The following is a 16,318-nucleotide window of genomic DNA, read 5'->3' on the forward strand; positions in this document are numbered from 1 at the left end:
TTATTTTCTAAAAATGGTAACAGGATCAACTTGTGCTGCTTTTTTAGCTGGAATATAACCTGCGAAAAAAGTAATTACGAGACCAATAACAACGCCTTGCAAATATTTTGTCGGTTCATAATCAATAGGAAAATAACCAATATCACCACCAACATATACTTTTTTCAAGAAAGTTATTAAAACAGTAGCCATAATCATTCCGCCTATAACGCCCATGATTCCTATTGTTACCGCTTGTGTCACGAATATTCTAATGACATCTTTTCCTTTAAAACCCATAGCTTTTAAAATAGCGATATCATTAATTTTTTGAGAAACCGTCATGTTTAAAATATTATAAATTCCGAAACCTGCGACTAACAAAATAGTTAAAGAAACAAAAGTGATAATCATTTTTCGCATTTTGTTGGCCGCCATAAAAGTTTCGTTGGCTTCTTTCCAACCTTCTGCTTTATAACCTGTTATATTTGAAATTTTTTCAGCTATTGCTTTTGCTTTTTCTGGATCAACAATATTTACGTTAATATCTGTAATGTAAGACGCTCCTTCTTTCAATAATTGTTGAGAACTGGCTAAATTTACATAGGAATTTGATTTATCAACTTTTGAATTATTGGTTTTAAAAATCCCAACAACTTTATACGTTTTGATGACACTTTTTGAGGAAGTTAAATTGATATTATCGCCAATTTTTGCATTCATTTTTTCTGCAATTCCGCTTCCAATGATAATTCCGTTTGGATTTGATTTTAATAAGTCGAAATTACCTTCAGCCATAAACGATTTGATGTTGTACATCACATTTGCTTCTTCAGGTTTGATGCCAATTGCTAATCCAGAGATTTGTGATTTCCCGTTATTGTAAAAAACATTAACGCTCACTTGAGGAGTCACCACAGTGACTTCGGGCTGTTTTAAAATGGTTTCAGAAATTAACTTCGGATTGATAATTGTATTGTTTGAAGGAACAATTTTTGGGTTAATAATCAAATAATTTTCATTGGAATTTTTAACCAAAACCTTACTTATTTCATCATCTTTATACACTCGAATATGCGATGTTGTTTTAAAAATGCTGGCGCTCGAACTCTTATCAAATCCAACCAACATGCTATTCATAAAAATATAAATAGACATTCCTAAAACCACACCGGCCGCTGCAACAGCTGTTAATTTTTTGTTGGAAATAATATACGTTTTTGCTATTTCTGTATTGATGTTCATGGCTTAAGGTTTTAAAGGCAACAAAACATCTTCTTTAGTGATTCCGTCTAAAATTTCTACATATTCTGTAGAAACTATTCCTGTTTTTACGATAACGGCTTCGTCTTTTCCTTTTACCATTACTTTATTTCCAAACCCCAAAAAGTTTCTTGGTATTAATAGCGCATTTTTCTTTTCGCCAACTAAAATATTAGCTTCTAATTGCGTTCCATAAAGCGAAGTATTTAAAGGTTTGTCGAAAATTACTTTACAAATAAACGATTGAGTTTGCTCATCAAAAGCGGCTAATATTTCGCTGATTTTTGCATTATACACTTCGTTTTTATTGGTATTTAATTGCACAAAAACGGTTTGACCAATTTTTACTTTCCCAATACTATTTTCATCAACATTTAAAACGCCTTCCACTTTATTTTCATCTGCGATTACGGCAATAACATCTCCTTTTTTTACATAATCACCTGAGAATTTTAGCTTTTTAATAATCGTTCCTTTTTGTGGAACAACCAATTTATTATATCCTAGAACTACTTGATTGTTTTTCAATTGATTTTCAGTGTTGATGTAATTTTGTTTGGATTGCTGTAAGACTTGTTGGTATTGTTTTTTCAAAGCATTCAATTGTGATAAGGAATTTTCTGCAGCTAATTGCATGTTTTCATATTCAACTTTGGCAATACTTTGCGAATCGTACAATCTTTTGTAGCGTTCGGCTTGCGTTTTATCTTGCTGATATTTGCTTTCTGCAAACTTTATATTTTGTTGTAATTGTTGCAAAGCGGGAGCATTATCCGTTAAGTTTTCTTTGGAAATAACCACTAAATCTTTAGCTGAAGCGGTATTGTTTTCATTGGTTTTATTGTCAATTGAAGCAATAATTTGGTTTTCAGTTACTTTATTCCCTACATCAAAAGTTGCATTTACTAAAATCCCGTCCGTTTGAGCAGTTAGATTATAAGAATTGTCCCATTCTAATTCGCCCGAAGCAAAAACTAATTCTTTAATGTCTTGTACAACAGGCTTTCCTTCTTCTTTTGTTCCACACGAAACCAAAGTAGAAAGTGTTAGTAAAAGAAACAGACTATTTTTCATTTTTAGAATATTTTTAGTTGTTGTTTATCACAATTTTATTTTTTGAGAATCCTATGTTTGCCAAAGCATTTACCATATTTATCTCACTGATTAACAAATCGTTTTGCGAAATTAGAAGCTTGTCTAATGGCAAAATTTGTTCTTGATATTGATTGAAATTTTTTTCAAAAGTGTCTTTTTTTAGCAGATATATTTTTTTGAAATTTTTATATTGCTCAATCGCTTTTTCATATTCAATTTCTAGTTGTTTGTTGGCAAATTCATTTTCTTTTTCGGCATGATCTGCATTGTTTTTCAATTGATTCAATTGAATTTTCTTATTGTAAACGGCGGTTAATTTTTGCACATTCGTTGGAAAATCCCAAGTAACTTTTAAACCAACATAGTTGAAATTTACCCAATTTGAATTCGCATCAAAATAGTTTACATTACTTAGATTTTGCCAATTAAATGATGAAATAAAAGATAAAACAGGTAATTGTTGCAAACGAGCGATTTTTAAATCTTGTTGCATCATTTGGTATTGCAACTTGTAGTTTTCGCTTTTAAAAGTGGAGTTGGTTGTAACCAATTCATCTCTATTTTCATAATTTGAAAGCTGTTCAGTAAGTTTTAAATCAAACTCGTTTTCAAAAAAAAGCGCTAAACTTTGCTTTTGTATCTTTTCATTTAAGATAAGTTGCGATAATTTATCTTGTAGCGCAATTAAATTAGCCTCTGCTTCATTTACATCTTGTTTTCTTGTAATTCCTTCGTTAAACTTGTTTTGGTTGATTAAAACTAAGCTTTCGGCAATTTTGATGTTTTCTAAGAGAATTTTTTTCTGAGCTTCAAACGAAAGCAAGTTATAATACACACCATTAATTTGATTATAAATGTTTTGCTCGTTGAGTTTGTTTTGATTTTCAACTAATTGTTCGTTGATTTTTGCACTTTTAATCTGGGCAATACTTCCAAAATTTAAAATATCAAATTGAGGTTGTATCGAAAAGGTGCTGGTATATTGTTGTCCCATGGTAACTTCCTTAAAAGTTCCTACAGGTAGTCCAAAGATGGGTCCAGGTAAAAAACTTACCTGTTGTTCAAAATTATTCAGGGATTGAGCAGTTGCTGGAATTCTTGGATTTAATACATTTCCAATCGCTGTTTTTTTTGTTAAGTTTGCTAATTTCGTTTGCAATGTTGCATTTTGCAAGGCATAATTCTTTTCTTTGGAAAGGTGTAACACTTCTGGTAAAGAGTTTACAATTCTTTCTTCTTGGGAAAAACTTGATATTCCACAAAAGATTGAAAAGTATATCAAGAATTTTCTTTTTGATTGTTTATGAATGTTTTCAAATTTTATCATCGCATTTTCATTTCTGAATTAAAGCTAATAAGTTGTCAATTATTTTGCTCCCTTCTATAGAAATATCGTATTGAAAACCCGAAAGTTTCCATTTTAACATTTGAAAACGAAAAGAGCCGAGTATAATGGGTAATAAATCTTCGGTTGAAATTTTTGTGGTGAATTCGTTACTTATTTTTCCTTGTTCAAGTATTTGGGCCAACAATTGCATTTTGTTTTGCATCAATTGAAGAATTATCGTTTTAATTTCTTCAGATTCATCTAATAAACCATCTGATAAAACAGCAACAACAAAGTGAGGATTCTTTTTAAAATAGTTGAATTGACTTGTAAAGACTGCTTTAAAATTTTCAGCTGCAGTATTTTGTGGTTTAATTTCTGCCGTTAATCGCTTGTTCATGTTTTGTTTTAATAGCGATAGTAAAGCAACTAAAATTTCTTCTTTCGATTTGAAATGGCGATAAATAGCGCTTTCTGAAAAATTCATTTCTGAAGCCACTGTTTTTGTAGTTAAGCCTTTTATACCTTTTTCAATAAGTATTTTTCCTGAAACCTCTATGATTTCAAGTTGTCTGTTTGATATTTCGTTTGTAATTGTCATAGGTTAGTGAATATTCACACTACAAAGATATACAAATATTTACTAACTAATAAAAAATCAAATAATTTTAAATTAGTTCAACCAAAAAACCACTAAAACTGCTGGAATAAAGTAAATTACAATCGTTCTTGCACCATCGTAATCTTTTGCTAAACGTTGTCCGAACAAAAGGAAAAGTAACGTAATACAAGATAAAATAGCACCATAAAATCCTAAACCTCTTATTACTACATCTTGCACCAAGTGTTGGATAATTCCAGAAACACATAAAATTCCAGAAACAACTTCTAAAACTAATACAATTCCTAAAGCAAACGGAACTTGTTTTGCTAAAATCGTATTGGCAAAATGACCGGTTAACCATTCTACATTGCCTTTCCAATCTTTAATTTTATCATATCCAGATTGTAAAAAAGTGATGGCTAAAAAAGCTAAGACTAAAAGTGGAGCAACTTGTATCATAATTATGCGTTTTTATGGATTAATCGTGTTAGTTTTATAGATAAATCGGTTAAGATGATTTTGCTATTTCCGTTTCTTTCAATGTGGTAAATAGCATCTTCTAATTCTTTGTAAATATCTGAAATATTGGCGCCATTTACAAACGGAGCAAATTTTTCCAATTCAAATTTAGGTACTTTTGTCTCTAAGAAAACCAAGTCATTCGCTTGATAATTAAGCAATAAAGCTTGTCTAAAAAAGTGAATGCAATAGTGTAAAAATTGCTTTTGCGTTTCTCTTCCAGTAGAAGCAATGTTTTCACTCCAAGCGATTAAATCATTAATAGCGGCGGCATTTCCTTTGGCACGAAAAGCACTTCTCACCCATTCTACAAACCATTCGTCAAACGGAAATTCATCGTCTTCTTTTCGTAAAATATGCAACGCTTTGTTATAATTTCCTTCGCTTTGATGTGCGATTTTTTTTGCAACTGTTGGCTCACAATTTTCACGTGAAACCAAAGCTTCTGCAATTACACTTTCGCTCAAACCAATAAAATCAATAACTTGACAGCGCGATAAAATAGTTTGTAACATATCGCTGGTGCTTTCGGTAATTAAAATGAAAACCGTTTTAGCTGGCGGTTCTTCTAATAATTTCAGTAATTTATTTGCTGACGAACCATTCATCTTGTCCGCCATCCAAATGATCATGACCTTGTATCCACCTTCGTAAGCTTTTAATGCTAATTTTTTGTTGATTTCAGTAGCTTCATCAACACCAATTAAACCTTGTTTGTTTTGAATTCCGAGGTTTTTCAACCAATCAAACAAACTTCCATATGGACTTTCAGTTAAAAATTGGCGCCATTCGACCATGAAATTATCACTAACGGCATGACTTTTGACGCTATCGGTTGAAGCAACAGGAAAAACAAAGTGTAAATCGGGATGCGAAAAATGTTCGAATTTTAGGTTACAAGTGGTGTTTTCACCTACATTTTCTCCGCCTACATTGCCACACAAAATATATTGCGCATAGGCAATCGCCATCGGAAGTGTTCCACAACCTTCAGGGCCAACAAATAATTGTGCGTGCGGAATTCTTCCGGCTTCGGCACTCTTAGTTAAGTGATTTTTAATATGTTCCTGTCCTAAAATATCTTTGAAAAGCATGGAACAAACCTAATCAAAAATTACCAAAATTGGTAGAAAAGAAATCAAAAAGTTGGTTTTAGAAGAATTTAAAAAAATGCAAAATATGATATTTGTTATAAAGATTTAAAATACAATAAATTATATTTGCATTCGCTCAAATTAAAATTCGATATAAATGAAAACACTTAACGACTTCAATTTCAATAACAAAAAAGCAATTATCCGAGTAGATTTTAACGTGCCTTTAGATGAAAATTTCAAGGTTACTGATGCTACTAGAATCGAGGCAGCAAAGCCAACAATTGACAAAATATTGAAAGATGGTGGAAGTGTAATTTTAATGAGTCACTTAGGAAGACCAAAAGGTGTTGAAGCGAAATATTCGTTACAACACATCGTTTCAAAAACGGAAGAAATTTTAGGTCAAAAAGTACATTTTGCTTCGGATTGTATTGGAGAAATTGCAGAAAATGCTGCAAAAAATCTTCAAGCGGGCGAAATTTTATTATTAGAAAACTTACGTTTTTACGCCGAAGAAGAAAAAGGAGATGTTGATTTTTCTAAAAAATTAGCTGCTTTAGGTGATATTTATGTGAACGATGCTTTTGGAACCGCTCACAGAGCACACGCTTCAACTACGATTATTGCTCAATTTTTTCAAGATGCAAAATGCTTTGGTTATTTGTTAGCCAAAGAAATTGAAAGCATCGAAAAAGTATTAAAAAATTCTGAAAAACCAGTGGTTGCGATTTTAGGAGGAAGTAAAGTTTCTTCAAAAATAACGGTGATTGAAAATATTTTAGATAAAGTAAACCACATGATTATTGGTGGTGGAATGACCTTTACGTTCATTAAAGCTTTGGGTGGAAAAATCGGAAATTCAATTTGTGAAGACGACAAATTAGAATTGGCTATCGAAATTTTAAAACAAGCAAAAGAAAAAGGCGTTCAAATTCACTTACCTGTGGATGTTGTGGCTGCTGATGCTTTTTCAAACGATGCCAATACGCAAGTGGTGGATGTTAAACAAATCCCAGACGGTTGGCAAGGATTGGATGCTGGTCCAAAATCATTAGAAATTATCAAACGCATTATATTAGATTCAAAAACAATTCTTTGGAATGGTCCATTAGGAGTTTTTGAAATGGAAAGTTTTGCTAACGGAACCATTTCGTTAGGAGAATATATTGCAGAATCTACTGCAAATGGTGCTTTTTCACTTGTAGGTGGCGGCGATAGCGTTGCGGCTGTAAAACAATTTGGATTAGAGCCAAAGATGAGTTACGTTTCTACCGGCGGTGGAGCGATGTTAGAAATGCTGGAAGGCAGAACCTTACCTGGAATTGCAGCTATTTTAGATTAAGAATACAATAAAACGTTGGTTATTAAGTTATTAATGATTAACATGCCCCAAAAAAACAAAAAACAGAATGAAAAAAACAATTATTATAACATCCCTTTTTCTGTCGCTTTTTAGCTTTGCGCAGGAAACTGCAGAAAAAGAAAATGTACTTCCGTTGCCTAAAATGTCCTACTTGGATTCATTGAAAACAACGTTTGTAAATCACAGCACAAGTAATTGTATTGATGAAAGATGGTTGTCGGAATTAGCGAATTTCGAACTATCAAACGATATGTTTAAAGACATTTCAACCATTGATATTGATTCAGAAGTTAGTTACAATCTTTCAACCGATTTATTAAAGAAGCGATTATCAAAAATGGATGCTAAATCGCCTTTTAATATCGAATATCATCCAGCATTAGAAAATACGATTAAAGCTTTTTTGAAAAATCGTCCAAAGGCATTTGAGCGTTTAATGGCGATTTCGGAGTATTATTTTCCAATGTTTGAAGAGCATTTAGCAAAATATAACATTCCGTTAGAGTTGAAATATTTGGCTATTGTTGAATCGGCTTTGAATCCAAGAGCGAAGTCTCGTGTTGGCGCTTCAGGTTTGTGGCAATTTATGTATCCAACAGGAAAGCAGTATAATTTAGAAGTTACTTCGTATGTTGATGAGCGTTATGATCCCTTAAAAGCAACGGAAGCAGCTTGTCAATATTTATCAAGTTTGTATGGAATTTTTGGAGATTGGAGCATGGTTTTGGCGGCTTATAATTGTGGACCAGGAAACGTTTCAAAAGCAATTCGTCGTTCGGGCGGAAGCCAAAATTATTGGAACATTCGTAAAAATTTACCTCAAGAAACGGCTAATTACGTTCCAGCGTTTTTAGCTACATTTTACATTTACGAATTCAAAAAAGAGCACGGAATTCAGCCTAAAAAAGCGCCATTAACGTATTTCGAAACGGATACGATTATGGTGAAAAAGCAAATGTCGTTCAAACATATTGCTGAGTTATTGGATATTTCGGAAGAGCAACTAGAGTTTTTAAATCCAATTTATAAATTGAAAGTTATTCCTTTTGAAGGAGATAAACCGCATTATTTGCGTTTACCAAAAAATAAAATGGGATTATTTGTTTCTAACGAAGAGAAAATTTACGCTTATTTGAATTATTTAGAAACGTACAAAGAAAAAACAAAATCGGAATTTATAGCTTCCACTTCAAAAGATTCTATTTCATCTTCTGCCGATTCATCATTTGTAAGCAAACCTAAATTTGAACGAAAAACGCAGTTTCACACCATTAAAAGCGGTGAAAGTTTAGGTAAGATTGCCGACAAGTACAATGTTTCCATTTCTGAACTTAAAAAATGGAACAGCATTAAAGGAAATAACATTCAAGCTGGAAAAAAATTAAAAATTTATTCCGACAAAAAAATAATTGCTAAAACCGAGTCAAAAGCTAACAATGACGGGACTTATACGGTTAAAAGCGGTGATTCGTTATTCTCAATTTCAAAACAATTTCCAGGCGTTTCTATTGAAGATATTAAAAAATGGAACGATATTAGTGGTGATAACATACAACCCGGAATGAAATTAAAAATTAACGGATAATAAATTGTTCTACCCCATGAAAAAATTAGCAGTATTCACTTTTGTTGCCCTATCGTTTTTGTCTTGTAAAGAAACTTCTAAAGAAGAAACACAAGCCATTTTATCAGAATCCAATGGAAAAATCAATAATGTTTCGATTATTATTGATGACAATTTGTGGAATGGAGAAATCGGAGATAGCATTCGTAAAAAATTTGCTGCTCCAGTAGATGGTTTACCGCAAGAAGAGCCATTGTTTACTTTAAATCAGTACCCAACAAAAGTTTTTGAAGGTTTTGTGCGTAAAAGTCGCAACATCATTGTTGTGAAGAAAGGGAAAGAAGCTGGATTTGCTGCTAACACTAATAAATACGCAAAACCACAAAATGTATTTTTCATTTCTGGAACCGATACCGAAGATGTTTTAAATGTTTTGGAAGAAAAATCAGCCGAAATTATAAAAACGATTAAAGCTTCTGAAATCATTGAGAATCAAGTTCGAATGAAGAAATCATTGGTTTCAGATGAACAATTACAAAAAAAGTTTGGGATTAGTCTTCAAATTGGTTTTGGATATAAATATGACATGGTGAAAGACAATTTCGTTTGGTTACGTAAAGAATTTACCTCAGGTTACAACAGTATTTTAGTCTATCAAGTTCCAATTGATAAAGTGGAAAACGGAGGCGATATTATTACGAATATAACTACTATGCGAGATGAAATTGGAAAAGCTAACATTCACGGAACATTGCCAAATACTTGGATGATTACTGAAGCCGCTTATGCTCCTTATTTGTTTGACGTAACAGTTGCAGGTAAAAAAACCTATTTAACCAAAGGAACTTGGGAATTAAAAAACGATTTCATGGCGGGACCTTTTGTTAATTACGCCATCAAAGACACTAAAAACAATCGTTATTTAATTTTAGAAGGATTCACTTATAATCCGTCAAAATCGAAACGTGATTTGGTTTTCGAATTGGAAGCGATTATTCAATCCGTTAAGTTTTTAAAATAATATAAAGTTCCCTCCATTGGGAACTTCTTTTTTTAATATGGAAATACAATTCAAAATAAAGCGATTTAACGAACTTTCAACATCCGAACTCTATTCTTTACTTCAACTACGTTCAGAAGTGTTTGTAGTGGAGCAAAATTGCGTTTATCAAGACATTGATGGCAAAGACGAGAAAGCGCTTCATATTTTAGGATATTACAATGGCGATTTAGCTGCATATTCTCGATTGTTCAACAAAGGATATTATTTTGAAGAAACATCTATAGGACGTGTTGTAGTTAGCCCAAAATACCGTGATAAAAAATTCGGTCACGATTTAATGCGAGTTTCTATTAAAGCAATCAAAGAAAGTTTCAACGAAACTGCCATTACGATTTCCGCTCAAGAATATCTCAAAAAATTCTACGAATCGCACGGATTTATCCAAACCAGCGAAATGTATTTGGAAGACGATATTCCGCATATTCAGATGAAAAAATAACTATTTCTTCGGTTGCTCCACAGGAACTACCTCATTTTTAGTAATCAAAAGCTCTACTCTTCGGTCTAAAGTACTGCCTTTTTTTAAGGATTGCGTATTGCCATATCCTTTATACGTCATACGGGTTTTACTGATGCGTTTCATTAAAAAGTAATTATATACTCTTTTGGCACGATTGGTAGATAATTCACGTTTTTTGGTGTCACGATCAATAGCTTCCTTTTGGAATGTTGGCGTACAACAAACATGTCCTTGGATTTCGAAGTGAATGTTTTTGTATTTGTGTAATTCCAAGGCAATTCGGTCTAATTCTTTCTTGGCTTTGTAGGTTAATTGGCTACTGCCTCTTTCAAATAAAACGTGGTCAAGGTATATTCTATCGCCTACAATTCTATCTTTTTTGATCGTACTATAAACACCAGGAATTTTGAAATCTTCAATTACGATTGGTTTAAAATTTACTACTACGTCTACTCTTCTGTTTTTAGAACGCGCTTCAGGAACATTCGTTTGCATATCTTCATCAAGCATAATTCTACCTTTTCCTTCAAGCGTAATGATAATTTTACTTTTAATCCCTTTTTCAATCAATTTGTTTTTTACCGTATTCGCTCTATTGGTTGATAAAGTATAGTTGTACGCGTCTTTTCCTCTATCATCACAGTAGCCAAAAATCTGAATCGATTCAATTCGTGTGGTGTCGATTTTGCTTACGAAAGCCACAACAGCATTAGCTTGCTCTTCTTTTAAATTGTATTTGTCAAATTCAAAGAATATAGAGTGTACTTCTTCATCTTCTTGAGCAAATGAAACTACTGAAAATAGTAAAAATAGTAGGGAAAATAAACGTGTCATCTTATTTTTTTAATATCGATTTGTATTGCGTTTGATTGTTTAATAAGGCAATAGCTTTTTCAATTTCTAAGTTTTCTTTGGTATAAAATTGATATAAACCCTCGCGATATTGGTAACGTGTTATTAATTCTTCTTGAATTAGTTTCTTAATTTGATTTTTGTTTTTATCTAATTCCAATTCTTGATTTCGTTCTATGGCTAACTCCAATTGTTTGTATTCCGCAGCAATTTGAGCATCTATTTTCTCTTTTTTAGCCGTTTCAAGTACGTTTTTCAGTGCTTTATTTGTTTCTGTGTCTAAAGTGATTTTCTCTTGCTTTAAAAACGCTTTAAACGCAGTATAATCTGTGTCGGTTATCGTTGGAATTCCCGAAACAGTTGGGTTTTTATAATACCATTGCGTTGCAAAGTTGAAAATAGCATCCGATTTAACAACAGCATCAGTAATAGTTGCCGTTTTGGTTTCTTCGATTTCGACATCAGGTAAAACACCACCACCATCATAAACCGTTCTTCCTGCTTTGGTTTTAAAGGCATTGAATTCGTTTTGGGATTTTTTGATAGCTTTTCCGTTTGCGTCTTTTTTAGAATAATCTAAAGCTTGAATACATCTTCCCGAAGGTGTGTAATATCTTGAAATCGTAACTTTTACTTGGGTTCCGTAAGACAAATCTAACGGACGTTGTACCAATCCTTTTCCGAAACTTCTGGTTCCTAAAATCACGCCTCTATCCAAATCTTGAATCGCACCTGCTACAATTTCAGAAGCCGAAGCACTTTTCCCATCCACAATAACCGCAATCGGTATTTCTAAATCGATAGGTTCGTTTTTGGTGCGATATTCTAAATTATGTTTTGGATTTTTCGACTTTGTGGTTACAATCAATTCGTTTTTAGGAACAAAAAGATTGCAAATATTCACCGCTTCGTGCAATAAACCACCTGGATTTCCTCTTAAATCTAAAATGATTTTGGTAGCACCTTGTTTTTTCAATTCTAATAACGCCGCTTTGGTTTCAAAACTAGCTTTTTCAGTGAATTTCGTTAAAACGATATAACCTGTATTGTCTTTTAAAAGAGAGAAAAATGGAACGGCTTTTATTTCAACATCGTCTAAAACAATCGTTGCATTTTGTGTTTTTCCTTGACGAATGTATTGAATTTCAACTTTCGTATTTTTTGCACCACGAAACAATTGCGACGCGTCTTCTTTGTATTCTTTTAAACTGATATCTCCAATTTGAATTACCTCATCACCTGCTCTCAAACCCGCTTTATCCGCAGGAAAACCTTTGTAAATTTCTTTTAGAAAAACTTTTCCTTCTTTGCGTTGCACCATAGCGCCAATTCCAGTGTATTCACCCGTATTGTTGATTTTGAATTTTAAAACATCTTGTTCGTTAAAGAAAACCGTGTATGGATCTAATTCTTTTAACATGTTTTTTATGGCGTTATCCATCATTTCACCTGGATTGGTTTCGTCCACGTAATTTTGGTTAACGGTTTTGAAAAGTCCGGTGAAGATTTCGATTTGTTTGGCAATTTCAAAAAAGTCGTTCTTGAAACTAACGCCCACAAACAAGAAACCCGCTGCCAGAACAGGAATGATTATTTTTCCTCTGAAATATTTTTTCATGTTGAAGTATTGAATTATACCAGTTTACGAAAGTAAAGAATCTTGAGCAAAAATTAAACCAAAAGCGCAATTTACTTCTGCCTTTCGTTGAATTTTTGAAAAAGTTGGATGGTTTTCTCTTCAATCTCCTGATAAGAAAGTCGCTCTTTTGTTTGATAGAAAAACATGAAAGCATGTGGTTTTTCTAAATGATCAATCAAAAGATGCTTGTTTAAACGATAGGTTTCGCGCAAAACACGCTTGAAATAATTACGGTCGACCGCCTTTTTGAAATATTTTTTAGATACCGAAACACCCATTTTAATCAGTTCCGCATTAGGTTCTGTATTTTCAACATAAACCAAACGCAAAGGATATTTCGAAACTGATTTCCCTTCCGAAAACAACAAGTCAATTGTGGTTTTGTTTTTTAATTTTTCGTGTTTGGGATAAGTAAATTTCATGAAGCAAAGTTAGAAAACTTTAAATTAAGATGCGTATTTAAGTTTTAATTCTTCTTGAAGCAGGACAAATTTGTAAAAAGTGAAGTTGGAAATTCCGAACAAAATGATGGTTAACATTCGTAAAATTTCATCTGGAAAATAATATTTGTTGATTAAAAACACGCCAATTTGAATCACAAATAAAATAGCGCTAATGAACAACCAATACAATCGTTTCTTGTCTTGAAAAAGGAAATTGAAAGTCGCCATTCCACCAATGAATGATGTTAAAAAGCCATTTATAACCCATGGATAAAAATCCATTTTTACTTCTTTTTCTATCAAAAGTAACGCATACAAATAGATAAAAAAGAAAGGAATCGAGGCCAACACTATCGCTAACCAATTTTTATTTTCAATACTTTTATAAACGATGATAAAAATTAAAATCCGATATGCAAGCGAAATAATCGCTCCAATAAAATTAAAGAAAGGTGTATTTTCCCTAAAAAACAAATAAGCAAAAAAGAACAATATTAAGGCGCTAAAATAGAGCGTACTTTTGACTTTAGAAGCAAGAAAATACATTAAAATAAGAAGCGGAATTCGAATACTTCCTAATAAGAATTCAAGAATTGGAAATGATTTCAAATCTAAAAATGAAAAGGTTACAACCGCTAAAATGTATAGAATTGTTAATTGTGATACCGTTTTATTTTTATCTAAGATTTCCACCCGATTATATTTTATACTAAATTACTAATAATCAATAGTATATTTTTTATTTTTCGATTTTATTTTCAAGCCGACAAAAATAAGCATAAAAAAAGCTTCCTCAACTTGAAGAAGCTTTTCTAAATGCAAAATTCAATCCTTATTCAGATAAAACCGCATTGCTTATAACTAAACTTTCCTGAACATGAGGAGGAACCAGTTGATAAGAACTAAATTCCAATTTGAATTTTGCTTTTCCTTGTGTTAATGAACGAAGTGTAGAGCCGTAATCTTTGAGTTCGGCTAGTGGCACTTCGGAAATAATTTTTTGATAATGACCATCGGTATCCATACCTTGAATGATGGCTCTTCGGGTTTGTAAATCGCCCATAACGTCACCGGTGTAAGCATCTTCGCAAAGCACCTCAAGTTGGTAATACGGTTCTAAAAGTTGAGGTCTAGCTTCATTAAAGGCATCTTTGAATGCGTGTGAAGCCGCCAATTGAAATGAAATATCATTACTGTCTACCGCATGCATTTTACCATCGTAAATACAAATGCGAATGTTTTGACAATTAGAACCCGTTAACGGACCTTCGGTCATGGATTGCATGATTCCTTTTTTAATGGCTGTGGCATAACGATTGTCGATAGCACCACCCACAATACACCAATAAAAGGCAAATTTTCCGCCCCAAGGTAATTCTTCAATTTCTTTGTTGCGAATGTTTACGCCTTGTGGTTCAGGCATATCATCGTAATAAGGCTCTATGGTTAAATGTACTTCGCCAAATTGTCCTGCGCCACCACTTTGTTTTTTATGACGATATTCTGCTTTTGCTGCTTTTGTTATCGTTTCGCGATAGGGAACTTTGGGTTCTTCAAAGATAATTTCGATGTTATTTTCACTTTCGATACGATGTTTGATTAAATCCAAATGCAATTGCCCTTGACCATAAACTATAGTTTGTTTAAGCTCCGAAGATTGCTCTACTTTGAAAGTTAAATCTTCTTCTTCAATTTGATGTAAGGCTTTAATCATTTTTTCCATATCGGCTAGATTGGCTGTTGCGACCGCTTTTCTGATGCGACTTTCTGGAAACTGCATTTTTCTCACTTTTCTTTCAACACCTTTAGCATTCAACGTATTGTTCGAATGTCCGTATTTCAATCGAACAGTAACACCTAAATCACCAGCTGTTAATTTATCAACTGGCGTTCTTTGTTTTCCCTCGGTTACGAATAATTGAGTTAGGCGTTCGGTTTCTCCATTATCAGCATTTACCAATTCATCACCAGCATTCAATTCGCCCGAAAGTACTTTGAAATAGGAAACCATTCCCACTTGTGGTTCTGAAAGCGTTTTGTAAATGAAAATTGTGGTTTTGTCAGAAGCATCGCATTTTAATTCGCCACCATTTTCTAGTTTTTTTGCTGGTCTATCGGCTGGAGATGGAGCAATATCATCGATGAATCCCATAATTCTTCCACTACCCATATCTTTTAAACCTGAAGCACAGAAAACTGGAAATATTTGTTGATGTGCCAAGGCTATTGTTAATCCTTTTGCTAATTCTTCTTCATCTAAATTGCCTTTTTCAAAGTATTTTTCCATCAAACCTTCTTCGTTTTCCGCTGCAGCTTCTACTAAAGCGTTATGTAGCGCATTTGCTTTTTCTAATTCGGATGCAGGAATTGGCATTTTTTCTGGTTTTCCACCATTTTCTGGAAAAACATACATCGTCATGCGAAGTACATCGATAATACTATTGAATTTTTCACCCGAATTGTATGGATATTGAATTGGAATTACTTTGTTTCCGAAACGATTTACTGCTTGTTCCAATGTAGTTTCAAAATCTGCTTTTGGATGATCCATTTGATTGATGACAAAAAAAGCAGGTGTTTGATAATTTTGAACGTATTCCCAAACGATTTCTGTTCCCACTTCTACACCAGAAGCCGCATTTAAAAGAATTACAGCGGTATCGGCCACTTTAAGGGAAGAAACTACTTCGCCTATAAAATCGTCAAAACCAGGAGTGTCAATGATGTTGATTTTGTTGTTGTGCCATTTAACGTGCATTAAGTGGCTGTATAAGGTATTTTCTCTTTCGTGTTCTAAATCGGTAAAATCCGAAATCGTATTGTGATTTTCTACTGAACCACGTCGTGGAATAACGCCACTTTCAAATAACATGGTCTCGATAAAGGTGGTCTTTCCTGATCCCGAATGCCCAAGAAATACCACGTTTCTAATGTCTTTTGTTGCAATGCTCATGACTTTATGTTTTTAAATGAATAACTAATTTTAATTTGCATTTTTAGCACATTAAAATTACGAAAGCTAAAACAGCTAAATCATGATATTTGTCATC

General features: G+C 33.0%; 15 protein-coding genes. 4 read left to right on the forward strand and 11 right to left on the reverse strand.

Annotated features, from left to right (window positions below; all coding sequences use genetic code 11):
- The 6 genes from IM755_RS03645 to IM755_RS03670 all read right to left on the reverse strand — a co-directional run bounded on the left by IM755_RS03645 (position 1) and on the right by IM755_RS03670 (position 5,881).
- Positions 1 to 1,224 (reverse strand): ABC transporter permease, encoded by a 1,224-nt coding sequence (locus IM755_RS03645; protein WP_194093678.1) that lies wholly within the window; start codon positions 1,222 to 1,224, stop codon positions 1 to 3.
- Between the two features lie 3 nt (positions 1,225 to 1,227).
- Positions 1,228 to 2,316 carry an efflux RND transporter periplasmic adaptor subunit gene (locus IM755_RS03650; RefSeq protein ID WP_194093681.1) on the reverse strand — a complete coding sequence of 363 codons (1,089 nt, stop codon included), beginning with the start codon at positions 2,314 to 2,316 and terminating at the stop codon, positions 1,228 to 1,230.
- Between the two features lie 13 nt (positions 2,317 to 2,329).
- On the reverse strand, positions 2,330 to 3,619 hold the full coding sequence (locus IM755_RS03655; RefSeq protein ID WP_194093683.1) for a TolC family protein: 1,290 nt from the start codon (positions 3,617 to 3,619) through the stop codon (positions 2,330 to 2,332).
- Between the two features lie 52 nt (positions 3,620 to 3,671).
- A complete protein-coding gene (locus IM755_RS03660) occupies positions 3,672 to 4,265 on the reverse strand; it encodes a TetR/AcrR family transcriptional regulator (RefSeq protein ID WP_194093685.1) in 594 nt (197 codons plus the stop codon).
- Between the two features lie 72 nt (positions 4,266 to 4,337).
- Positions 4,338 to 4,727, reverse strand: a complete 390-nt coding sequence (locus IM755_RS03665) for a DoxX family membrane protein (protein ID WP_026725407.1) — start codon at positions 4,725 to 4,727, stop codon at positions 4,338 to 4,340.
- 2 nt (positions 4,728 to 4,729) lie between these two features.
- A complete protein-coding gene (locus tag IM755_RS03670) occupies positions 4,730 to 5,881 on the reverse strand; it encodes a DNA polymerase III subunit (protein ID WP_026725406.1) in 1,152 nt (383 codons plus the stop codon).
- Positions 5,882 to 6,038: 157 nt separating this feature from the next.
- On the opposite strand from IM755_RS03670, the gene IM755_RS03675 reads away from it, so the two are divergent.
- The 4 genes from IM755_RS03675 (at position 6,039) to IM755_RS03690 (ending at position 10,313) form a co-directional block, all read left to right on the forward strand.
- On the forward strand, positions 6,039 to 7,226 hold the full coding sequence (locus IM755_RS03675) for a phosphoglycerate kinase (protein WP_194093687.1): 1,188 nt from the start codon (positions 6,039 to 6,041) through the stop codon (positions 7,224 to 7,226).
- 67 nt (positions 7,227 to 7,293) lie between these two features.
- The gene (locus IM755_RS03680) at positions 7,294 to 8,832 is read left to right on the forward strand and encodes a lytic transglycosylase domain-containing protein (RefSeq protein WP_194093689.1); all 1,539 of its coding nucleotides are present in this window, start codon (positions 7,294 to 7,296) and stop codon (positions 8,830 to 8,832) included.
- Positions 8,833 to 8,848: 16 nt separating this feature from the next.
- The gene (locus tag IM755_RS03685) at positions 8,849 to 9,832 is read left to right on the forward strand and encodes a DUF4837 family protein (protein WP_194093691.1); all 984 of its coding nucleotides are present in this window, start codon (positions 8,849 to 8,851) and stop codon (positions 9,830 to 9,832) included.
- Positions 9,833 to 9,869: 37 nt separating this feature from the next.
- Complete coding sequence (locus IM755_RS03690; protein WP_194093693.1) at positions 9,870 to 10,313, forward strand: GNAT family N-acetyltransferase; 444 nt, start codon at positions 9,870 to 9,872, stop codon at positions 10,311 to 10,313.
- On the opposite strand, the gene IM755_RS03695 is transcribed toward IM755_RS03690, so the two are convergent.
- From IM755_RS03695 to IM755_RS03715, 5 genes are all read right to left on the reverse strand, one after another.
- The gene (locus IM755_RS03695) at positions 10,314 to 11,168 is read right to left on the reverse strand and encodes an OmpA family protein (protein ID WP_194093696.1); all 855 of its coding nucleotides are present in this window, start codon (positions 11,166 to 11,168) and stop codon (positions 10,314 to 10,316) included.
- Between the two features lies 1 nt (position 11,169).
- The gene (locus IM755_RS03700) at positions 11,170 to 12,804 is read right to left on the reverse strand and encodes a S41 family peptidase (RefSeq protein WP_194093698.1); all 1,635 of its coding nucleotides are present in this window, start codon (positions 12,802 to 12,804) and stop codon (positions 11,170 to 11,172) included.
- 71 nt (positions 12,805 to 12,875) lie between these two features.
- Positions 12,876 to 13,247: a ribonuclease P protein component gene (gene rnpA, locus IM755_RS03705; protein ID WP_194093700.1), complete on the reverse strand. Its 372-nt coding sequence runs from the start codon at positions 13,245 to 13,247 to the stop codon at positions 12,876 to 12,878.
- Positions 13,248 to 13,271: 24 nt separating this feature from the next.
- Positions 13,272 to 13,961 carry a hypothetical protein gene (locus tag IM755_RS03710; RefSeq protein WP_194093702.1) on the reverse strand — a complete coding sequence of 230 codons (690 nt, stop codon included), beginning with the start codon at positions 13,959 to 13,961 and terminating at the stop codon, positions 13,272 to 13,274.
- A 139-nt stretch (positions 13,962 to 14,100) separates the two neighbouring features.
- A complete protein-coding gene (locus IM755_RS03715) occupies positions 14,101 to 16,221 on the reverse strand; it encodes an elongation factor G (RefSeq protein ID WP_194093704.1) in 2,121 nt (706 codons plus the stop codon).
- Positions 16,222 to 16,318 lie beyond the last annotated feature (97 nt).

The organism is Flavobacterium proteolyticum, assembly GCF_015223105.1.
Classification (GTDB): domain Bacteria; phylum Bacteroidota; class Bacteroidia; order Flavobacteriales; family Flavobacteriaceae; genus Flavobacterium; species Flavobacterium proteolyticum.